This window comes from Leptospira wolbachii serovar Codice str. CDC (assembly GCF_000332515.2).
GTDB classification, from domain to species: domain Bacteria; phylum Spirochaetota; class Leptospiria; order Leptospirales; family Leptospiraceae; genus Leptospira_A; species Leptospira_A wolbachii.
In genome coordinates, this window is record NZ_AOGZ02000014.1 from 2,274,492 (window position 1) to 2,295,408 (window position 20,917).

General features: G+C 38.1%; 25 protein-coding genes. 8 read left to right on the forward strand and 17 right to left on the reverse strand.

Annotated features, from left to right (window positions below; genetic code table 11):
• Positions 1-31 precede the first annotated feature (31 nt).
• A complete protein-coding gene (locus tag LEP1GSC195_RS16210; RefSeq protein WP_015680799.1) occupies positions 32-667 on the reverse strand; it encodes a hypothetical protein in 636 nt (211 codons plus the stop codon).
• A 71-nt stretch (positions 668-738) separates the two neighbouring features.
• Between LEP1GSC195_RS16210 and LEP1GSC195_RS16215 the strand changes: the two genes are divergently transcribed.
• Genes LEP1GSC195_RS16215 through LEP1GSC195_RS16230 form a run of 4 tightly spaced genes read left to right on the forward strand, consistent with a single transcriptional unit; the run spans position 739 to position 3,151 of the window.
• Complete coding sequence (locus tag LEP1GSC195_RS16215) at positions 739-1,464, forward strand: hypothetical protein (protein WP_015682725.1); 726 nt, start codon at positions 739-741, stop codon at positions 1,462-1,464.
• Between the two features lie 16 nt (positions 1,465-1,480).
• Positions 1,481-2,191, forward strand: coding sequence for a YqjF family protein (locus LEP1GSC195_RS16220; RefSeq protein WP_015682205.1), 711 nt, complete (start codon positions 1,481-1,483; stop codon positions 2,189-2,191).
• Between the two features lie 44 nt (positions 2,192-2,235).
• Positions 2,236-2,910, forward strand: a complete 675-nt coding sequence (locus tag LEP1GSC195_RS16225; protein WP_015681096.1) for a hypothetical protein — start codon at positions 2,236-2,238, stop codon at positions 2,908-2,910.
• A 46-nt stretch (positions 2,911-2,956) separates the two neighbouring features.
• Positions 2,957-3,151 (forward strand): hypothetical protein, encoded by a 195-nt coding sequence (locus tag LEP1GSC195_RS16230; protein WP_040506868.1) that lies wholly within the window; start codon positions 2,957-2,959, stop codon positions 3,149-3,151.
• Positions 3,152-3,221: 70 nt separating this feature from the next.
• Here the strand turns inward: LEP1GSC195_RS16230 and LEP1GSC195_RS16235 are convergent, their stop codons facing one another.
• Genes LEP1GSC195_RS16235 through LEP1GSC195_RS16260 form a run of 6 tightly spaced genes read right to left on the reverse strand, consistent with a single transcriptional unit; the run spans position 3,222 to position 8,147 of the window.
• Complete coding sequence (locus LEP1GSC195_RS16235; RefSeq protein WP_015680763.1) at positions 3,222-3,905, reverse strand: hypothetical protein; 684 nt, start codon at positions 3,903-3,905, stop codon at positions 3,222-3,224.
• Positions 3,906-3,936: 31 nt separating this feature from the next.
• Complete coding sequence (locus LEP1GSC195_RS16240; protein WP_015682424.1) at positions 3,937-4,731, reverse strand: hypothetical protein; 795 nt, start codon at positions 4,729-4,731, stop codon at positions 3,937-3,939.
• A gap of 27 nt (positions 4,732-4,758) precedes the next feature.
• Entirely contained in the window at positions 4,759-5,349 is a 591-nt protein-coding gene (locus LEP1GSC195_RS16245; protein ID WP_015681106.1) for an LOG family protein, read from the reverse strand.
• A gap of 48 nt (positions 5,350-5,397) precedes the next feature.
• Positions 5,398-6,243, reverse strand: coding sequence for a DUF4846 domain-containing protein (locus LEP1GSC195_RS16250; RefSeq protein WP_015681569.1), 846 nt, complete (start codon positions 6,241-6,243; stop codon positions 5,398-5,400).
• Complete coding sequence (locus tag LEP1GSC195_RS16255; protein ID WP_015682392.1) at positions 6,240-7,262, reverse strand: zinc-dependent alcohol dehydrogenase; 1,023 nt, start codon at positions 7,260-7,262, stop codon at positions 6,240-6,242. The genes LEP1GSC195_RS16250 and LEP1GSC195_RS16255 overlap by 4 nt, the downstream gene beginning before the upstream one ends.
• A 57-nt stretch (positions 7,263-7,319) precedes the next feature.
• Positions 7,320-8,147 carry a hypothetical protein gene (locus LEP1GSC195_RS16260; RefSeq protein ID WP_015681891.1) on the reverse strand — a complete coding sequence of 276 codons (828 nt, stop codon included), beginning with the start codon at positions 8,145-8,147 and terminating at the stop codon, positions 7,320-7,322.
• Between the two features lie 86 nt (positions 8,148-8,233).
• Here LEP1GSC195_RS16260 and LEP1GSC195_RS16265 point away from each other — a divergent pair, with 86 nt between their 5' ends.
• Positions 8,234-9,874 carry an ankyrin repeat domain-containing protein gene (locus LEP1GSC195_RS16265; RefSeq protein WP_015680832.1) on the forward strand — a complete coding sequence of 547 codons (1,641 nt, stop codon included), beginning with the start codon at positions 8,234-8,236 and terminating at the stop codon, positions 9,872-9,874.
• Here the strand turns inward: LEP1GSC195_RS16265 and LEP1GSC195_RS16270 are convergent.
• Positions 9,871-10,305 (reverse strand): ABA4-like family protein, encoded by a 435-nt coding sequence (locus LEP1GSC195_RS16270; protein WP_015681427.1) that lies wholly within the window; start codon positions 10,303-10,305, stop codon positions 9,871-9,873. The two genes, LEP1GSC195_RS16265 and LEP1GSC195_RS16270, sit on opposite strands and share 4 nt — an antisense overlap.
• On the reverse strand, positions 10,302-11,225 hold the full coding sequence (locus LEP1GSC195_RS16275; RefSeq protein ID WP_015682772.1) for a hypothetical protein: 924 nt from the start codon (positions 11,223-11,225) through the stop codon (positions 10,302-10,304). Before LEP1GSC195_RS16275 ends, LEP1GSC195_RS16270 begins: the two co-directional genes overlap by 4 nt.
• A gap of 71 nt (positions 11,226-11,296) precedes the next feature.
• Between LEP1GSC195_RS16275 and LEP1GSC195_RS16280 the strand changes: the two genes are divergently transcribed.
• Complete coding sequence (locus tag LEP1GSC195_RS16280; RefSeq protein ID WP_015681433.1) at positions 11,297-11,968, forward strand: TetR/AcrR family transcriptional regulator; 672 nt, start codon at positions 11,297-11,299, stop codon at positions 11,966-11,968.
• On the opposite strand, the gene LEP1GSC195_RS16285 is transcribed toward LEP1GSC195_RS16280, so the two are convergent.
• From LEP1GSC195_RS16285 to LEP1GSC195_RS16295, 3 genes are read right to left on the reverse strand one after another with little or no spacing between them, the layout of a single operon-like run.
• Complete coding sequence (locus LEP1GSC195_RS16285; RefSeq protein WP_015681388.1) at positions 11,943-12,527, reverse strand: DUF6272 family protein; 585 nt, start codon at positions 12,525-12,527, stop codon at positions 11,943-11,945. The genes LEP1GSC195_RS16280 and LEP1GSC195_RS16285 overlap by 26 nt on opposite strands.
• A gap of 31 nt (positions 12,528-12,558) precedes the next feature.
• Positions 12,559-13,494, reverse strand: a complete 936-nt coding sequence (locus LEP1GSC195_RS16290) for an adenylate/guanylate cyclase domain-containing protein (protein ID WP_015680795.1) — start codon at positions 13,492-13,494, stop codon at positions 12,559-12,561.
• A gap of 10 nt (positions 13,495-13,504) precedes the next feature.
• The gene (locus LEP1GSC195_RS16295; protein ID WP_015681925.1) at positions 13,505-15,016 is read right to left on the reverse strand and encodes a PP2C family protein-serine/threonine phosphatase; all 1,512 of its coding nucleotides are present in this window, start codon (positions 15,014-15,016) and stop codon (positions 13,505-13,507) included.
• 118 nt (positions 15,017-15,134) lie between these two features.
• Between LEP1GSC195_RS16295 and LEP1GSC195_RS16300 the strand changes: the two genes are divergently transcribed.
• Positions 15,135-16,295, forward strand: coding sequence for a GNAT family N-acetyltransferase (locus LEP1GSC195_RS16300; protein ID WP_040506870.1), 1,161 nt, complete (start codon positions 15,135-15,137; stop codon positions 16,293-16,295).
• Between the two features lie 26 nt (positions 16,296-16,321).
• Here LEP1GSC195_RS16300 and LEP1GSC195_RS16305 read toward each other — a convergent pair whose 3' ends face one another.
• The 5 genes from LEP1GSC195_RS16305 to LEP1GSC195_RS16325 form a co-directional block, all read right to left on the reverse strand.
• Positions 16,322-16,669 (reverse strand): slr1659 superfamily regulator, encoded by a 348-nt coding sequence (locus LEP1GSC195_RS16305; RefSeq protein ID WP_015681804.1) that lies wholly within the window; start codon positions 16,667-16,669, stop codon positions 16,322-16,324.
• 13 nt (positions 16,670-16,682) lie between these two features.
• Entirely contained in the window at positions 16,683-17,240 is a 558-nt protein-coding gene (locus LEP1GSC195_RS16310) for a slr1658 superfamily regulator (protein WP_015681533.1), read from the reverse strand.
• Between the two features lie 12 nt (positions 17,241-17,252).
• Entirely contained in the window at positions 17,253-18,032 is a 780-nt protein-coding gene (locus LEP1GSC195_RS16315; protein WP_015680792.1) for a class I SAM-dependent methyltransferase, read from the reverse strand.
• A 140-nt stretch (positions 18,033-18,172) separates the two neighbouring features.
• Positions 18,173-19,033: an LIC_13355 family lipoprotein gene (locus LEP1GSC195_RS16320; protein ID WP_040506872.1), complete on the reverse strand. Its 861-nt coding sequence runs from the start codon at positions 19,031-19,033 to the stop codon at positions 18,173-18,175.
• Between the two features lie 28 nt (positions 19,034-19,061).
• Complete coding sequence (locus LEP1GSC195_RS16325) at positions 19,062-19,697, reverse strand: hypothetical protein (RefSeq protein WP_015682804.1); 636 nt, start codon at positions 19,695-19,697, stop codon at positions 19,062-19,064.
• Positions 19,698-20,157: 460 nt separating this feature from the next.
• On the opposite strand from LEP1GSC195_RS16325, the gene LEP1GSC195_RS16330 reads away from it, so the two are divergent.
• Positions 20,158-20,916 carry a lysophospholipid acyltransferase family protein gene (locus tag LEP1GSC195_RS16330; RefSeq protein ID WP_015680869.1) on the forward strand — a complete coding sequence of 253 codons (759 nt, stop codon included), beginning with the start codon at positions 20,158-20,160 and terminating at the stop codon, positions 20,914-20,916.
• The last annotated feature ends 1 nt before the right edge of the window (position 20,917 follow it).

Here is a 20,917-nt window from a genome sequence, read left to right on the forward strand (position 1 = left end):
TTTCAAGCGCGAATCCAATTTGGTCAATTTTTCAATCTTTGGGGTTCGTAAGCTCGGGAAGGAAATAAAATGAGGAGGGGGAGGCCATTCTCACCCCACCTCGAATGGTTTGTGGTCCCTTCGGATTGCGAAAGACAGTGACCCGAACGCTGTCCACGGAAGGGAAACTGGCTTTATCAAGTCCCAACTTCAATCGAACTTCCCCGGCCCCAGGATCTACCACTTGAGCGAAATAGGTTTTGGGTCCCATTTGCACGATGGCAAATTCTCGAAGGTGGAAAAGAGGTCTTGGGTCGCCTGCAGTTCCTAAAAATTTCGAGATGAGCGAAAGGAAGGCCGGAAAGTCTGTCCTGTCCAGAGAAGACACATAAGTGAGCAGGTGTTGGCGGAGGTATTCTTTGGCATGGTTGTGAGCAAGGACTACACGATGGCGCCTGTCCAGTTGGCGGTAAAACGACTGTAAAAGTTTGCGTTCCTCCTGGTTACAACCGGCACGGAATGCCAAACGATCCAAACGTTTGCTATGCAATCGGACAAGTTCTATCCTTTGGGTGATGTAGGCGGAGATGCGAAACGAAAGATAAAAGAAAAGGAGAAGTAAGATTAGTTTTAAAAGTACGAACTCTTGGTTACCCTGCCAAATCCAAACTGGTCTTTCTGGAAACATTGGTTGTTAGACGTATGGATTTCCCGTTTTGTGCTTTAGTTAGGATTGGGGATGAGGTAACTTGGAGTTAGATGGGAAAACCGAATTCTAAGTTAAAAATGATTCCATTGATCCATTTTTTTTTAATCCTACTGTTTTTATTCAAATGCGCTAATACAGCAAATATCGAACTAAAAAAAGTTTCTAAGGAAGATTCGGTGAGTAATCAAAAAACGATTACCATTAAACTCAACAACTTCAAGGATCTAAAAACAAAGGTGATTGTTTCTCTTCAAAACCTAAAATCGTTTGAAGCCGAAAACTATAAGTATGAAGCAGAGTATTTTTATAACCAAACGATCGAAGGAGATTCTATCATCCTTGCAATTCCTGAAGGTAATTTTGTTGGCTCAATTACTTTATTGCCTTCCCAAACAACCCCTTATTACAAAAGTATCAGTGGGTATCATACGATTTATTTCGGTACAAATGAAAATTATGGAAAAAACGAATTGAAAGACCTTAATTGTTATTTAAGATATTTGAGAGGCAATTCGATCCTTTATTCTAAAGCAACAGCTAATTTTTGCCCTATCCTTGATTTAACAGAAAAAAACAAAAATTTTGAATTTTCGATTCCGAAGGAAGAACTACTGAATCCCGCAGGAACATTTTTTGGACTTTACTTAAGTATTAGGACTGCCTTTGTCCCCGCTTTTGTATATTATCCTTATGCCCCTTTCCTTGTCTTTCATGGAATTTTCGGAGTCACTCAAAATGTAGTTTTGATTCAATTAGACAAACATGATTTATTTTAATTTGCAATGATACAAAATGAAAAAAGAAATAGAAGACATCTTAACTTACACCGAACATAGGCCTTGGAAAATACCAAACCAAAAATGGTTTTGGTACCAAGAGTGGAATGGTGTTATTTTTCTACATTATCAAATCGAAGAAAAAATCTTAAGAGGTTTAGTTCCAAGTTCTTTAGAACTGGATTCCTTTGATGGGTCTTATTGGATTTCTGTTGTTGCCTTCTCTATGAATGAAATCCATACTAGGCATACATTCCCAATCCAATACCTTTCTAATTTTTATGAAGTGAACTTACGAACTTATGTAAAAAGTAACAATAAACCAGGCGTATACTTCTTAAGCATTGAAGCAGAAAAACTGATTCCCACTTTGCTCGCAAATCTTCTTTCTGGATTGCCCTACAAACATTCCCAAATCAAAAGATCATCAAATTCTTATTCTTTGCTTGGGAAACGCGCTAAAATAGAGATTGAATTCAAGATTGCAAAGTATAAATCCAATCCATCAAAATTTGATTTATGGCTAACGGAAAGATATTGTTTGTATCAAGGTAAAAGTGATGATCCAATCCCTTTGGAAGTTCATCACAAACCTTGGGAGTTATATGGTATCGACATTGGAGGTTTGGAGATTCAATACAATCAATTGGATCACATTGTAGATTTTCAGCATCCAGCTTTATGCCATTATTCGCCGGGAGTCAAAGTAATCGCATGGAATCTTTAATCGGGTAGTCGTTTTCTAGCGGATATAAGAAACAAAGAACATTGATGATTTCCAAATTTGACCATTTTCTTCTTTATTCAGATAAACTGGAAGAAACTTACCGGTTTCTATTAAATCATTTAAAGCTAGTACCGCTGACTCCACTTACAAATTATGGATCTTTTCAAAGTGGGATGTTTGTATTCCAAAATGGAATCCTTGAATTACTTTGGTACCAAAAAAATCCAGAAGAAGTAACTACGATTGCCTCGACCAATCATTTTGTTGGATTTGCACTTAGATCTGATCTCGATATACAAGATACTAAACTGGCTTTAAAAAATTTCAATTTTGATTCATCTGAAGTAATCGAACAAAAAGTTTTAAATGCAAAAAAGGAAGAAGTAGTGATTTCTGAAATTCTAATCTTAAATCATTTCATCAATCATCTCCAAATTTTTTATATAGAATATAAAAATGACTATTTGCCCAAAAAATTTGATGAACTTTCAAAAACATCTCCATGGGAAATTGATTCATTTGTTTTGCAAGTTTTGAATCAAAAATCGATTTCGGATCAATTTGTTACCTTAGGATTTAAAAAGGAAAATGATGATACAATAGCAGACCAAAATGGTATCAAAATACGAATTCAGGAATCTTCCTCCCAGAATATGATTCCATCGTTTCTGATAAAATCAGAGGAAGGAACAATCAATATTTTAAAAGTTATCGATTAGTAAATAAATTCTTTCAAAATTATCAAATTCAGTATTAATGAAGCCTATGAAAAAAGTCATTGTGTATCTTGTTCTGGTAAGTGCGATACTTCACTTCTCTTGTGCCTTCTTTGCCATATCCACGGCTCCCAGTAAAAAACAGAATACCACCGAATCCGAGTTAGCCAAAACGGCGAATGATTTTTTTTGGAAAACACTTCCTGGTGGCGATTATCATCAAATTCCAAAAGCGGATGATTAACAGTCCATTCAGTTGTGTTGGGTGTCATCAGAAATAGGGATCTAATCTTGCGATCTATGGTTGCATTTGATCACTTCGCAGAAAAATCCATTCCTTCGTTTTTATAAAATACGAACTGATTGTTATATTCATAACTGTAAGAAATATGAGAATTTCTGGGAGTTAAGATTTCAAATTCGTTTTTATCGTTTTTTTGATCGTCTTTCTTAAAAACCAAAATGGTTCGAATACACATCAGAAAGTCGGTTCCTGTTTTTAGGATTACTTTGTTATAAGGATAATCATCATTCATATAGAAAGGATATTTTTTGGAAATTATACTCCCTCTTTTGTAATAGGAGTAAGGATAAAAATAGGAAGTTCTAGATTCGTATGAAATGTCGTTTAATTGAAAGTGATGATTTTTGATATCTTCTGTAATGTTAATTTCTTTTTCCTTATCATAACAATACTCATACATAATATGGATTTTGTTTGGATCAAACGGTTTAATCTCCAACTTTTCCTCTTTATTGAATGTGGAATTGTTGATATCATTGGCAATGAGTTTTAGGTTTGCTGATTCTATATAAAAAGCAGAATGATTATAGTGTTTGGAGCCATAAAAGGCGGCCTCTTCAAATTTTATATTTGTTATGTTGTCTAATCTATAGTGAGAATTGAGTCCTGGAGAAATGAGAGTTAAGGCGCAAGCGTGTAAGGTGAAAAGTAAGATGATGACAAATTTTTTGAGTAACAATTGATATGGATTCATTTTGACTTACTTATCTCCTCCATTCCCATCTTCAATCCGTCAAATCAACCTCTTCGAAGTTTTCTGTTTGGTGGCGAAACATCCAAAGTTTATCTCCTGCATAAAAATTGATAAAACCATCTCTCATCTCAAATTGGTGGATTCCTCGAAGGAGTAAGTTCTGTTCGAACTGGGCTTCCGATGGAAGATCAATCACTAAAATTCGGCGGGTGGTTGTAATAGCAACTTTGTCGTATAAGTTGGCAAAAGATCGAATGGTTTCTTGTTCTAAACTGATGGTTTCCCAATGGTTGGTATAACTATTAAACAGATATAATTTTCTGTCACTAGCAACTAAGGCTGCTCTATGACCCATCGCAACTCGGTAACGTTCCTCGCCAAAATGATGGCCTTTTTCCCACTCAATACTGGAGTTACTAACACCTAACAAATTTTTTTGTGTGACCAAAACGCAAAGGTCGCCATAACATTGTGAATGCCATATATGTTCCCCCCGAGTGGAGTATGAGATTTCTTGACCACTAGATAAAAAAGCCTTATAGGAAAGATGGCCTTCTACAAAATTTAAAGTAGTTTGAATATAGGGATAGGCAGTTTTGTCTGTAACATAACTTTCAAAAGTGGTGACCTGATGTTTAGGTGGTGGAGCATTCAGAATACGGTTGGCTTCGGGAGAGAGTTGACGTAGTGGTGTGAGACGCGTTTCATGATTTCCTTGTCTCTGGTCATGTTCACCATGTTTTGGGTCTGCTTTCATAACCCCAAAGTTTGCAAAAATAAATCCAACCACAAGGAAAAGTGAAAGGATATATAACCGATTTCGCATAGAAGATTTCATTTCAGTAATAGAACTTTATACATTTTCTTCCGACAACCATTTCTCTGTTTTAGACGGTGAATAGTTTTGAATGGTTTGTAGTAGATCCTGAGAGGTTTCTAGAATTTGTACGAGGGAGGCATTTTCTTTTTTCAAAAAACCCGAATCCATCATATTTTGCATTAGTGTTAGGAGGGGATTATAAAATCCACGCCAATTGAGGATGATGATGGGTTTGTGGTGTAAACCTAACTGAGACCATGTGACGACTTCGAAAAATTCTTCCATGGTTCCAAACCCACCAGGCAAAACAATAAAGGCGTCAGACAAATCGAACATTTTTAGTTTTCTCTCATGCATACTCTCCACGAGGATGAGTTTGCCAAGACCTGAATGTTCGATTTCTTTGTTTTTTAAAAAATTCGGCAAAACCCCTGTAACTGATCCATTTTTTGACAAACAGCCGTTGGCAACAGCTCCCATAAGGCCTACACTTGCTCCCCCGTACACCAAACCAATTTGTTGGGAACCCAAATATTCACCTAACTCAAATGCTGCGTTCATAAAAAAAGGGTCAAACCCTGGTGAAGATCCGCAATATACGGCAATGTTTTTAATCTGATTCATTGATAAAAACCAAGATATTAGACATCAGTAAACATAGTAACTAATACTTCATTTTATAAATCCATAAATTTCTTTAGTTGGAAATTCCCATTCTGGAGTTTGGAAAGATTGGCTTTTGGGTAGTTCAAACCATGGAGAGTATGGACTCTCAGACTTCAGAATATGCATTTCTTGAGAAGGCATATAACTTTGTGCCAAAAGAAATAAAGTTTGTCCATTTTTCCCTGTTACTTGGTCTACCACCATAACCACGTGTCCTGGCGAACCTGCTTCGATCCATACGTCACCAGGAATTAAGTTTTGGATGGATTTTTTCTTTAGTTCTGATTTTAGAGAAATGGTTCCTGCATAGATATAAATAAATCGTAAGTACTCTTCCAAGACATCCCGTCCTGTTCCTTGTTTGAATTTTCCTTTTTTCCATTGGGATTTGTTTCCATTGACTTGGACCCGTTTCCCTTGGGCAAATCGAGAAAACGCAACCTCCATTCCGTTGCTAATTTTGAAATGGATTTGGTCATATTGTTTGCGAGAATAGAAATACTCAGCTCTTAGTTTCATCACAGCGTCGGCACACTGGATTAAATCTTCTCGTAAGAGGGGGAAGTCCAAAACGGCAACATGAACTTGGTTGGTTTTTATCCTCCCATCATAGAGAGAAACCGAACTTCCTTTTGGTTTTAATGGGAAGTTTTGTAAATATGCCGCAAAACTATCTTGGGGAAAATTGATTCTTTGGAATCCATTCGGTGGTGGAAATCGCTCTTGTATGGAATCTGCATATAAGTTTTGGAAACATAGGGAAAGGATTGTAAGAAGCATCCCAATCAGAAAAAAGCGGTATCCATCCAATGGATCGGTCAAAATTTTGGACCGGAATTTCCTGGATTTCATTTTGTGATCACCAACTTGATTGACTCTTCCAACCAGGCTTCTTTCGCCTCATTAAAGTTAGCTGTTTTTGTCACAATTTTTTCCGGCGTAAACGTTCCCGATAGAATGTATGGATAAAGTGCTTCCATGGATTCTTTAGACTCCACGCGACCTAAATGGATTTCCACTCCTTGGTTGTACATTTCCAGATACGGAATTTCCCATTGGTTGGTCCAAAAAATAGAGGCAGAACTAAAAATCGCATTTCTACCAAGTGAACGAACCGCAAAATCCCAGCCTTGTTTATTTGCAGATGCATCACAAACTAAATCGTATTTTTTTGTTGGTTTGGGAAAGTTTACGAAAAATTCCACTGGGATTCCTAAAGATTCCGCTAATTGGATTTTTGTTGTATCAGTATCAACATACAATACTTCGGCTTTTTTTGTTTGGTGGAGAAACAAGGCTGTATAGAGTCCAATACTACCCGCATGGCCACCTACAACGAGAACTTTCGGATCCTTTTTTTTATCTAAAAATCTTCCTGCTAGTTTCCAAACTTCGGCAATATTGTCGCTTAGGCTTGCAATACCCACGGGATCTATTTTTTTATCCACTTCAAATAGCATTTGTTTGGCGAAAGGTATTTTGATTTCGTCGGCTATGGCTCCACCAAAAGAATGAGCCCCCGGTGGCATTCCATAACCTGACGTATAGGGAACTGACTCGCAGGAATTTGTATGATGGCTAAGACAAGCAGGACAAGATCCACAGGAAATTTGAAAGGGAGCGGCCACTGTCATGCCTACAGAATATACATTTGCCAAATCCTCTGAAACAGATTTGATTCTACCAACAAACTCGTGTCCTACGGGAAAAGGCGCTCGAAATAAAGTTTCTCCTCGAAGAATGGGTAGATCTAAATCACAACGTGCAATGGAGATGGGTTCGATGATTACTTGGTTTTCGCCTGTGACTGCAAGTGGTTTCACTTCTTCCCATTCTAAAATTCCCTTTTTACGAAACATAAGTCGACGCATACTTGAGCCTCCGTATACCTATCGGTCTACTTTATTTTATCGCAGAAAATAGAACAACTAGAATTGTCTAAACCAATCGGGGACTTGGGGAAGTTCTGTCTCCTCAAAGGACCAGTCTCCGAGAACCGTGACTATGGGCGCACTTGATTCTAAAACTAATCCTAAACCTCGACTTAAGTCTTTACGTTCTGTGGGCCGGTAAGGTATTTCAAATTGGGATTGGAAGGCATCTTTTTCATGTTCCCAGGCATAAGATAGGAAAAAATCCATAAACTTTTGACCGGAGTCTTCATATCGCCTTTTTAATGTTAGTAGATCGGGGTTGTTTGTCTTTTTCATCGTACGTTGGAGGATAATAGAGATTCCCCTAACACTCTTAGAGAAAAAAGTACCGGCCCTGATTATCTTTCTTTTTTTGGGATCCTCCAAGGCCCAAAGATCTGCTTTGTACTTAGCAACTCCCATGGACCCGTAGAAAGACAGAGTATGACTGAGCCAATAAAATGCTGAATAGGCAACCATAAGTTCTGGTTTCAATGTTTGTTCCAATTCCAGAATGGGATTCAAACAAATTGCTAGTGTGTCTTTGATTTGCGCGGGAGTGCTTTCAGCAATTGGGAATCCTACTTCCCCAAGCGCTGGAGTGTAAATGATGGCTTTAAAATTAGGAGAAATATTGTGAATTTTTAGATCAGCTAGAATCTTTTCGGAAAGCCCAGGTTCTGCTGTTTTATTGAAAAGTGTAAGGTCCGCATTCGACACAGGTTCGTTTGTTGTAGTTGATGTTATGATATAGGCAGTTGAATCCTTCTCTTTTAGGCAGGTAATAGCACTTTGGCCTGCTTCTCCTGATCCTCCGATGACCAAATATTGGTTTTGTTTCATGAAATCCTACCTGAATGGTTAGAAGATTTTAATTTTAGATTGATCCGTCAAAACTCTCCTGTTTTATATATCGGAACAAGCGAAATATGAAAACGATTTTATCCTGCTCTAATTGTTTTAGTGGTCACTCCATTTCAACTTCCAAATTGGAAGGAAAAAAGGGGAAGTATCGCTGCAAAAAATGTTATTCTTGGAATCAATTTGATTACCGCACAGAGATTGCGTCGTCACCATCCGACTCACTTGTGTTATTTGATTTAAATTTTAAAGATCAAATTCCTGAACACAAACTTCAAGGTCAAATCTTTGGAAGGTATACAACGGATTTTGTGTCTGATTGGTCGAATGAAGAACTTGTTTTCTTGAAAGACGAAGAGGGCAATGAAAACGATTTACGAATTTCTATTTCAGGGCTACCGGAACTCAGTCGATTAAAAAATTTCCTCTTTGATATCTCAACAGAATCTCTTTCTCCAACACTAAAAATTATCATCAATCAAAATGTAAATGTTTCCCCAGTTAGACTATCGATCACAATTGATTTGTTAGATGAACGTTCGGTGGCAGGAAAATTGTATTTAGCCATTGCAGATCAGTGGAACACCTTATTACACGGAAGTTTTTCTGCCACTCATATCTATAAAATCCAATTTGATGAACACGGAGATTCGGATAAAAAACTTCCCGAGTTTATTCCAAATGAATTGTCTGCAAAGATTCACGCATTGTCTGGAAATATTTTAGCATTACAGGAAGATTTCTCTCTTCTAAACGGCCAAACCAAAGATGAGCTATTAACTCTTATCATGTACCATTGGCCGGAAAACCAAACTACCATTTCTGAAGTTCATTTTAAAGAAGGAAATGTGCAGGTTCTATTCCAACTTACTCAAAAAAAACTCAATGAAACATTGATTTTTCTTCTTTCTAACCAAGTGGTTCCTAACCAAAAACATTGGCAACTATTCCACGATGTAGTCTGTCATTCGGAATCGGAACCATTGTTTATCCCGCTTCTCAAACATAAATTTCCAGAAAGTTATGAAACTAATTTAGGTTCTAGTTTAGAATCTAAAAATGAGGATAAAACTTTGGACTGGTTGGATTCCGATGATGTATATCTTCTGGATTCCTTTGTTCGCACGGTGGGATCTCTTGATTATATAATTAATGATCCAATTCGAAATCCTTTGGGGTTTTCACTTTTACAAGAATGTTTTGTTCGCGCAAAGTACAAATCTTGTATGCGGCTTTTGGAGCGAGGTGCAGATCCCAATCAATTGGATGCAAATGGCGAAACTGCGATCTTTAAACTTTGTCAGGATAGTACACTACGTTTACAAGAAAAAACTTCGCTTATGGATGAGCTAATTCGAAAGGGTGCCAAAGTCAATCTTCAATCAGTGAATGGAATGACACCTTTACATTGGTGTTCTGTTTTTGGAGAACCCAGTATGGCGAAGAGGTTGATTCAGGCTGGCATCGACATTCATACAGCAGATAACACAGGTATAACGGCACTACACGAAGCTTGTAAGTTTGGAAACTCAGCTGTGCTTGCTTTATTGTTAGAATCTGGTGCTAAATCCAATGCCAAAACTTTAGATGAAAAAACTGGTAGGGATCTTGCCTTCGAAAATCTGGAAATTGCCGAATTGGAAGGTGACGAAGAGAAAAAGAACCGCTGCCAACGAGTTCTTTCCCTTCTAGATGTGTACGGAGGTTAGGTCGTTGCTTTTTTCGTTACGTTTCTTGTAACAAATCTTAAAATTAAATATAAGAGCCACCCCGCCGGCCCGAAATAAAACGTAAGGGCCAAAACCGGAACTAGAATCCACCTGTTGATTCCTTCTTTGATTCCGTCCTCTACTTCCCAAGTTCCCAAAAACAAATCAAAGGCAAGGTAATGGATCCATCCTGCCAGTAAAAAGTAATCATTGGCAAATAGTGACCGTACCGACTCCAAACTGGAAAAATCCCCTTCGGCCTGCCCATTCCCAATGATAATAGCGAACGCATAGACTCCACCGAGAACAAGACCTGAGACAAAAACTCTAAGATTACGAATCACCTTTAGTTGGTTTGGTGATAGAATCAATACCAACCATGATAATAATGTGATACCGTTGGCAATTTTAAAGATTAAAGAAGGGTTCATATTGTTACCTGTGTATGAAATTTTTTAGGTTGTGAGATTAATCTGAAAAAACAAACGAAAATAAGAAGTAGGAAAATTCCATAAATACTAGTATAAATTGGATTCAGATTAAAAACAGATTCTCCGTTTAAAGTTTGGGTTACCATAACTATGTTCATTAGTAAAAATAAAATTCCTGTAATACGAATTAGTTTTTGGTTGGTAAGGGAATCCCTTTGATTCATTAAGTAAGCTGCAAATAATACAAAGATTTGCATTACATGCATTCCAAAAAAATGGGGAACTCTCATATCTCCGATTTTCGTACTCCAACCAAAGAAAAATAATCCACTTCCAGAATCTCCGCTACCAAATTGATGCGAACCGCTAGTTTGAAAGATTCCCAATTTCATTGCCTCTAATTGTTCTGAACGAGGGGATGTCATAAAAAAACCAATAATCATACCAAATCCGGCAATGGTAAGCCCCCATACTAAACTTTCTCTTACAGATGGAGGAATGGACTCTTTTCTAAAAATTCGGTACACAATCCAAAGGTGGAACACCCAAAATATGGAAATACTAGTGCCCATAACTGAATATACAATTTGATTCCAAGTGGTTGTCACATTGAAATGACTCATCTCTCCGCGAGATGCTTGTAAGGTGATAAGGACAATTTCAATGAGAGAGGTAATGGTTAAGGCCACTTGGATTTGTCTTTGGTATTTCCAGTCTTTTAAAAATCGAACCAAAACCCAAATCGTGGTTAGAGAATAGAATCCCATGGAGAGGGAAAATTTTAAGGGTTTGATCCAGACATTGACTCCCAAAAGGGTTCTTGTATCTAGAAATAAGAGGGGAAGGATGGCAACTGTGAGTAATGCCATGGCGATCCCATTCCAAAAAAGTGGTTGTTTTCTGTAGTCATCAAATCTCATAATGTAGACAGTGTAAATATAGATGTATACTCTGTCAACATAGAAAGTATACATTGTAAACATTTTTTATTATGAAACCTGCTAAAAAAAAACAAACACTCCCAAAACCAAATGCTACGACCTCATCAAAGCTTAGCACCTACCACCATGGAAACCTTAGGGAAGAGGTTTTGGATCATTCCAGAAAGGTATTAGAAGCAAAAGGTGTCTCTTCCCTCAGTCTTCGAGACATTGCCACCGATTTGGGTGTGAGCCATACCGCCCCCTACCGCCATTTTCCCAAAAAAATGGATCTCCTTCAGGCCCTTGTTACCGAAGGATTTCGGGAATTGACTGCGGGTATGGAAAGAGCCTGGACACACTCGGAGGATCCTTTGGAAAAAATTAAAAAGGCAGGTGTGGAATATATTTTTCTACTGCTAAAGAACCCCAGAAGGACAGAACTCATGTTTGGTGGCGAGATCTATGTTTCAGGAGATCCCATTTCTGATGAGTTGAGAGAGTGTGGAAAGTTAGCCTATTTAGGAATGTATAAGATAGTGGAGTATGGCCAAAAATCAGTGAAATTGAAAAATTCCGTTCCCACAGATATGCTCATGATGAGTTTCTGGAGTGGGGTTCACGGCTTTGCTGTGTTAAACGAACGGAAATGGAAACAAATCAAATCCAAAGAGGAAGAAGAAACATTTCGAAATGAGGTAGATCAAATTTTAGAAATTATGATCGAGGGAACCCGTTTGTAAAATAAATGACTCTGCTCGTGATAATGGTGTCTTCACCTTCTGATTCAAAAGAGACTTCCATTTCGACAGGATAATCTTTCAGAACCATGATAAGGCCAATACCAGAATGGTGCGGGTCGTTTTCGTTGGTTTCTAATTTTTCGATGTACAAACGTTCCAAGTCTTTTGCCGAGAAAATTTCTTTCAAACTAGCTTCGTAAGCAGTTACATTCGATTCGTTTGTTTTATTACGAACTAACATTTCGAATGTTTTGCCTCTATGGATTAAAGAGATTTCAATATCTGCTTTTTTATCATAAGAATATTTCGCCGCATTTTCCAATAACTCGTTAAACACTGTGGAGATGGAATTCACAATGTCTGAATTTTTCATATCCATTGATTCTGTTGGAACATTGGGTAAAAAAGAGAATCCGTAAAAATATCCAATAAAATCGGACATGATTCCAATACGGCGCCAATAACGCATTAAATCCAAGGGTTTTAAATGGATTTGGATTTTGGAATCGGGTTCTTGGTTGATGTTATTTGCGGATTGGAAATTGCCGTACTTTCGCATAGTCGTAGTTCAACTAACGAATGTAGATGAGTTATTTCAAAGCCGCAAGCGCTTTTTCTAATGCGTATTGCATTAATCGGCGTTCTTCGGGGTTTGTGCTCAGTTTATCAAAATGTAATGGTTTGAGAAGGAAACCATCAGTATCAAATTTTAGGAATGGGTTTTCTTTTTTATCTTGATCGTTTTTTAAACCAATGACTTGAAAGGTCTCAATGGGAGTGTGGACCCCTTTGACAACAATTTCCCCCTTTGGTTTTGTATCAATGAACTCGTCTATCAGTGATTTGGTTGCATTGGAGATAAGGATTTCCCCAGCATCAGAAGCATTTTCTAGTCTAGATGCCACATTTACAGGTCCTCCAATGATAGTGTAGTCCATTCTTTCGTTGGTTCCGAAATTTCCAACGGTCACATAGCCGGTATTAATCCCTATACGACAGGTTAGGTTGTGGTTAATACCAGATTTTTTCCAATATTCAGCTAACGAAGGTAAACTATCCCTCATTTCGATGGCCATTTTTACGCAGTTTAATGCATGAACCTTATCTGTATCAAATGAGGGTGCACCAAAAAAAATCATAATGGCATCCCCGATGAATTTATCTATGGTACCACCATATTTGATGGCAATACTAGACATCACATCTAAATACTTATTCAAACAATCAGAAAGAATTTCTGGTTCTATGGAATCGGTGATGGTTGTAAATCCCACAATGTCAGAAAAGAAAATAGTAAGTTTACGTCTTTGGTGTGAAATGGAGGTTTCTACTTCGGCCCCAGTGATCATTTCATAAAGTTGTGGGGAAAGATAACGACGCATACGATCTAAAATCGTTTGGATCTTTTTATTATTTTCTAGAAGTTCGTTTTCAATTTCTGTCGAGTGATCAATGATGTTTTGGTAAAGGACTTCTAATTCAGCATACTTGGCGCGTTCTTCCTCCAAAATTGATTCATTATCCATTTTATGAATTCTATCCTCTCTTGCGCATGATCATGATGGTAATGTCATCATAAACATCCATTCCATCAATAAAGACATAGATGTCTTTAAAAATTGCATCCAAAATTGCATCGGTAGTATCAAGTTCGATATGCCTTTCTAAAGATTCAATCAGTCGGTGAGCGCCGAATTGTTCCCTTTTTGGATTTTCCGCTTCCGTTGCTCCATCAGTGTATAATAAGATGATGTCTTTTGGTTGAAGAGGAATCGGTTTTTCATGAATAAACTCATCAATAGATTCTGTTAGACCAACTAACATTCCATTGTCGACAGTGTCGATAGTTTCTGTTTTCTTCAGAGTATTTCGATAAACCAAAATGGTTTCGTGTTGCCCAGCAGTAGTAAACACTCCATTTTTATAGGAAAATAAAGACAGGGTAAGATTTCGAATGTCATTCATTCGAACATGGATATTGGAAAATAAAATGGAGTTAATGGAACGAAGCGATTCCCGTAAGGAAATTACTTTAGAACGCAAAGTCGTGATAAATGCTGACTGAGTCATAAGCATCACAACACCCGAAGCTAGACCATGATCTGTTACATCACCAATTCCAATGTAAACAGTACCATCTTCGTGGTGGACCACATCGTAATAGTCACCACCCACTTCATTCGCTGCGTCCATCCGAGCAGAAATTTCTAGTTCTTGGATTTCTTTTAATTCTTCATTACGTGGAGGTACCATAGCTTGAATTTGTCTTGCTACGTCTAATTCCATACCCAGTCGTAAGTTCTCTTCTAGGATAGCTTGTTTTTCTGTATTAAAAATTAAGTCAGCCTGTTCTTGTGTTGTACGAGATGTATTGAGAATAGCATAAAGAATGAGGCCACCTGTGACTATCATGTACAAGAGGATGAGAAAAATTCCCATCGGGACGGCACTAACAAGGAAGAAAGTACTGTTCTCTTCTAAAAATTCTGGTTTGAGATACTGGGATAACTCTATGAGTTTAGTATTCAAATCAGTCATCTCTGGGTAAAAGTAGATGGTGAGTGATGCATACTCTACAATGAGAACAATGACAGCAAAAATGATGGTCTTAGTATTATTACGTATAGATGCCAATGCGATGAGAATGAAGAAAACATAAATCATCGGAGCTGCATAGACAAGGCTTGGGTTTTTTTGGGAGTATGCCGTATACCCTGTAACAAATGTCAGTAGGGTAATTTCTAAAAAGGAAGATAGGAATTTAAAGATGTTGAGGTACTTACCCGATTTCTTTAAAGAGTAAAGGACAATGAAGTTATAACAGAGAAGAACTAAAATAGCAGAAATCTGATAGTAGAATTCGATGGGGGGCCGACCGGAAAGGAGACCCAATGTGGCAAAGATAACTAAAAACCCGAGGAAGAAAAATCGGAACTTAGTGGCGAAGGTTTCTGCGCGGAATTCCCCTTGGTAGGCAATCTCTTTTAGTTGTTTCTTGTAATAGTCCGAGAGGACGAATCGATTTTCGTTGGCGGGAGATTGCGGCATAGAGTAAAGGTTTCTTTCTTTATATTTCGTTCAAGAGAATGCGGAAAATTAGCTTATAACGTCATACATTTTGCATAAATTGCAAATGATTTTTCATTTTTTTAGGGGGAAGACTAGGATGAGTCAGATCAAAGTACATTTGGCTACAACTGAGGAGGATCGCAATAAAATTTATCATCTCCGATACGACATTTATGTTCAAGAAATGAACAGAGTTCAGGAATATGCTGATCACAATACAAAAATGATCAAAGAACCCTTTGATGAAACGGGACACCTCTTTCTCGCAGAAACAGAAGAAGGTGAATGTATTGGAACAGTTCGCATCAACTTCCGTAAAGACGGAAATTTAGAATGTGAAGAATTATATGAGATGGAACTCTTCCGGCCTTTTTATCCAGACCAAGTTTCTATGTCCACAAAACTCATGGTCAAACGTGAATATCGACATACGGCCGCTGCCAGTATGCTTTGTATGAAGATTTATGAGCACGCACGGGAACATGGAATCGTTATAGATTTTATTGATACCAATCCTCATCTAGTTCGTTTGTACAACCAAGTCGGTTACAGGATGTACAAAAAGAACATCCACCATCCCGAATATGGAATTGTGATTCCTATGGTTTTTTTACTGGATGATAACGAATATTTAAAACAAATTCATTCACCTTTTCTTCGTTTGGCGAAACGTTTTCCTGCTGGAACCGAACTTGCTCATTTATTCGAGACAAAATTTACTGAGTACAAAGACATCCGTCCTCTCTTCTCAATGGATGGTGACGAAGTTTGGCAAAATATTGTTCATGATATGATGCTTCCTCCAAGCCAGTTCCTCTCATTTCTCAGAGGATTCACAGAAGAGGAATCAAAGAAGTTATTATCCATGTTGGATCTCATTGATTATGAAGATGATGATATTGTATTTCACCAAAACCAAGAAAGCCAAGGCCTCTTTTGTGTATTGGATGGAAGTGTGGAAGTGGTTGTCAATCGTGAAGATGGAGTTAGGTCTACCATTTCCATTTTAAACCAAGGAGAGATTTTCGGAGAGTTGGGTTTTGTATCCAAGTCCAACAGGAATGCGGATATCATTGTTCGGGATCACGCAAAGTTATTAATTTTGACTCCCAATGAATTTCAAAAATTGGAAATCCAAAGTCCGACTCTTGCGATCAAACTGCTTACAAATTTGTTTGTGATTTTAGCTCAAAGATTCAATGAAATGTCCCGCCGCATGCTCGAATTTAGAAGGTTGTACGAGATGGGCGGAAAGTAGGGTAGGTAGGCCCTTTGAGTTGTGATTTAGGAAATTTCTAAAACCACTTGGTCCCAAAGTTTTTTGAAGTTGGAAAGTGATTTTGACTGCCAAGAAACATTGAGGGATCCTTGGATTTTGATTTGGTATGCCGCACTTTTCCGTGAATCAATAATGAACATAGAGAGGGTAGTGATCCCCGAACTGTTTACAAATTGTAAATCCCTGAAGTCCATAGTGAGCAAAGTTCCTTGGCAAAGTTTGGCAACGTCTCTTAAAAATAATTTTATGGGTTCATAAGCGGGTAAGTTCTGCAATCGGATGGAACCTGTGAATTTGACAGTCTTAGTGGCTTCGTCGTATTGTATGTTGTAATCTAAGTCTTTGATTTCCATGAAGCTTCGCCTATTATATCTCTTCTACGTTGATAATTGCTCTTACCGTGATTTCATGAGTATCGGCATCGATTTCATGAAAACTATAACCAAAACGAACTGGGTAGTCCTTTAACATCATGAGTAGGCCCAGACCAGACTTGGTATCACTATCTTCTTTGGTTTCGAGTGTAGAAAAATACATCTCCTCCACGTTCTCCGACAAGAGTTTGTTTACAAAAAGCTCAAAACTATCTCGTAAGGTTTTTGACGCCACATTTAAAACATCAATTCTTAAAAGATTTCCGTATTGTTTCAATTCTACGTTAATTCTACCTTCTCTCGCTTTCGAAAATTTAGAAGCATTTTCAAGAAGTTCGTTAATGATTGTAGAGAGGGAGTTGGCTTTGGTTTCACTAGCTTCGTAACAATAGGAGTAAAATCCGGCAACAAAGTTTGCAGTGAGCCCACATCGCCTCCAATACGTAGTCATATCGATTGGTTGGAAGATCAATCGGAGTTGGCCATCAGCAGGCAAATTTTCTGGAATGATGTGGTATTCCCCGATAATGATGGGTGTTTTTTGATTCAATTTTGCCTCCGTCTATTTTTGGTATAAATGCGTTTCAAGTTTGATCGTGAATTTTACACGATTGGACATATACTCTGATTGAAGTTGGGAATACAAATCTTGCATTCCATCCGGATGACCCATAAAGGACATCATCGACCAACCTGTCATCATTCCCAAATGAATTTTTGGGTAGTCCACCAATGGTTTATCATCATTGCCATCATTGGATGCAATAAAGTCTGTTCTTGCCGATAATTTAAAACCCAATCGTTCCATAATTTCAGGAACCTTTTCCATCACATAACGATCCGCCGGATGAATCGTAGCATGTTTTGCCACCATGTCCAAAAGAACTTTGGGGCCGGTGAAGGATTTATCGTTGGGACAATGAATCAGAATCTTTCCCCCTGGTTTTAACACCCGGTAGAATTCTTTCAGGGCCCTTTCAGGTTCTTTGATATGGATGAGAACCATTGAATTGAAGATAAAATCAAAATGGTTGTCCGGGTAATCGAGAGAACGGACATCAGAGACCTTCCAGTCTACTTTTGGGTGTACAAGTTTGCAATACTGCACCATCTCTTCGGAAATGTCACAAGCAGACCAATGGAGATTAGGATTCTTTTTCATTAAGAAACTGGTAAGCACTCCAGGGCCGGCACCTGCGTCCAACGCATCCCCTAATTCTTTTTCGAAGGAAATAGAATCCAAAAAAGGATCAAGTAGGAGTTTCAGAAGATTGGCCTGCGCGGATAACCTTGGCATCTCATCTTGGATGGATATTTTTTGTGTGTATAGGTTTTCGCTCAAAGTGGATACGCGCCGAGGTGTGGTTCTAAAAAAAGAACTCTTTTTTAAGAATCGGTCAACTGAAATACAGGTTCTTTTTTTATGTTTTTTTTAGTAGAACTTCGAAAGAGGAAAAATCTGACATAATGACTAAAGGATGGTTATTGTAATTCGCGAGCCACCACCCCATCGATATCGCTGCCATTATAACTACCTGGGGGCCATGGAAACTTGGAGCCAGGGGTATTCGGATTATCAACGTTGGCAGCCGAAGTAATTTTTAAAAATTTGAATCCACTCGCTTTGATTTGGTTCGCAAGTGTGGAATCGCAGCCTATATCATTGGGATCTGTATCATCTAAATTGTTCAAATCGAAGCCGTCACCACCACCTAACAAAAATGATCCACCGGTATTGGCAAATAAGTCTTCGTTTGTAAATGGTTTGGTGGTCATATTGAAATAGACTGGTCTGAGTCCACCAAAACGTAACCAGCTATTCATTAAGTTGACACTAGCACCCGTATAACTAGGATTAAATCCGCAGAAATTAGTACCGTCAATGGAAACTTGTATGACGGACGGATCCATTGCATAAGTATTTGTCTCGTCGGAGATGCGAAAACTATTATCATAAACAATGAAGTCATCACCTGATACATTCTTCACAGTTTTTCCACCCCAACTGAGAACCATTGTGGCTCCTGGCCCTGTGATGTCCAAGGCATAGACATCGAGAGAACCAACTAACTCGCCGGCACCACAGATTCCGTTCACTGCTTTTTTTGCGTCCGAAAAACCGGCAACGTTTGCGTTTGCACTAATAACTGTTGTAGCAATATGAATCTCTGCGGGGAGTGGAGTCTTAGGACAGAAGTTTACATTGGAAACTAAATTGAGTAATGGCAGTAACGCAGCAAAATTCTCTTCTGCCGAAGCAGAAGATTTTTTACAGTAGGCGAAAGATACAAAGACCAACAGGATGAAATGACATAATCTTTTTAATCTTGTAAGTAATTGCATCACATCCCCCAATATACGAAACTATTTCTTAAAGTCCAGTCCAAGTTGAGTTTTCAGTTCTTGAAAGTGCTCTACTGAAAGGAAACCCACCACAACCATTGGTTGCATAATTAGTTGGATTGCTTGTTACCGTACTTGCTTGCACTTCTGCCAGTGTTGCTTTTCCTGAAATCAATTCGCAAAAATAAAAACATTTTGTGGCACCAAGTTCACATCCAGAAGTAGTGACCGGGGTATAATCAATTCTTCCAAAAGAAGATTTGGTCCAGTTATTATTGCCTGGAGTATTTTGGTAATAAAGTCTACGAGTAGATCTGTCAAAAGAAAGAATTCTATAAGTTAAATCTCCTCCACCAACACCGTAGGTTGGAGTTGTGTCAGATCCAGAAATGATACTTCCTGAACCATCTGGATTGGTTGCGATGATGAGACGTCCAGTGGTGGATGCTTTAGTCACTTGCCCATTCGCATCGTAGGAAAAACCTGCGTTCCATTGGCCGTTATAATCCAATAAAAAAGAAGTAGAGAGGGCACTTCCAACAGCAAGACCAAGTAATAATTTGTTATTAGCATCTGATTCTGATACTTGTTTTTCTGTTTGGCATGCGATGATTTGTGCCAGTAAAATCAAGGAAAGGGTAGTTGTTTTAAGTGTTCGATTCATAGAAGTCTCCTAAATAGTTTGAATTTAGGGGAACTCCGATTCAATAATAAACAAACTGCTGTTAGGCTCTTTTGGATTGATACCTAAAATACAAATATAGTTTTTGATTGTTTCGGGTGCCCCGATGCCTTCGGGGCCCCTGTATCCAAATGGAGGACATTTGAAATCAGTGTGTAAAGTTCCATAACCACGAGGTAGACTTTACGGGGAAGATCTGGCTCACCAAACTTTGGTTTGGATTACAGTTGCGGGTCAGCACAGGAATTACACCTGTTTCCTCCCAGAAGGTATTTCCCAGGATTTCGTCAACGGAGGAATTGTCAAATTTTTAAAGCCAAGATTGGGAGATCTTGAAGGTTTCATTTGATACAGAAATGACTTGGAATTGTAGCGAAAATCTTCGGTAAACTTTTGCAACCAAATTGGGTTTTAGGGCACTTACAGTATAAGAGGAAAAGTTATGTTCTATTATGTGGGAAGATCCATCGGATTTGTGCTTATGTGGGTAGTGGTGAAACCAATGCGTCTGAAGTATGGAAACAAAAAAGTTGAAATTCAAAACGATCATATCTTGCGTAAGTTAAATGGCAAATCCATAATCCTTATTTCAAACCATATCAAACCCAGAAATAAATTTTTAAAAGCGATCACCATGCCTTATGATGCTTTTGTGATTCGTGGTGTTCTCAAACGATATGGAATTTATACAACAGCACTTACAAGTTATGATTCTGGAATTCCCAATAAAGGAAAAAAAAGAAAATGGTTGTATAGAAAAGAACAAATGGTCAAAGGAATAGTAAAGTCCATTGATTTGATTCCGTTGAACCGAAGTGAATCAGATCCTGTTACCATAAAAGATTTTAAACGTCGAATTGGTCGCGGGAATTTAGGGATTGGAATTTTTCCTGAAGGAACTTGGTATCGCGGATTTCGAAAGAATAGAAAACTATATCCTGGTATGGTAGTTCTAAGCAAACGATATAACTTACCAATTATTCCATTGTATTTAGATGCATACAATTTGAACAAACCGATTCGAATGTCTGTTGGGAATCCAATTTGGGAAGTGACCGATGCACCAGAAACAATCACTTACATTCGAAGTGAATTGGTCCGATTAAAAGATAAAGGCACGTCTATTTCGGTTCCAGCAGAAACGGAAGGAAATTTAGATATGGATGATGATGGACTCGAAGTCTCACCAAGCATAAGTTAGT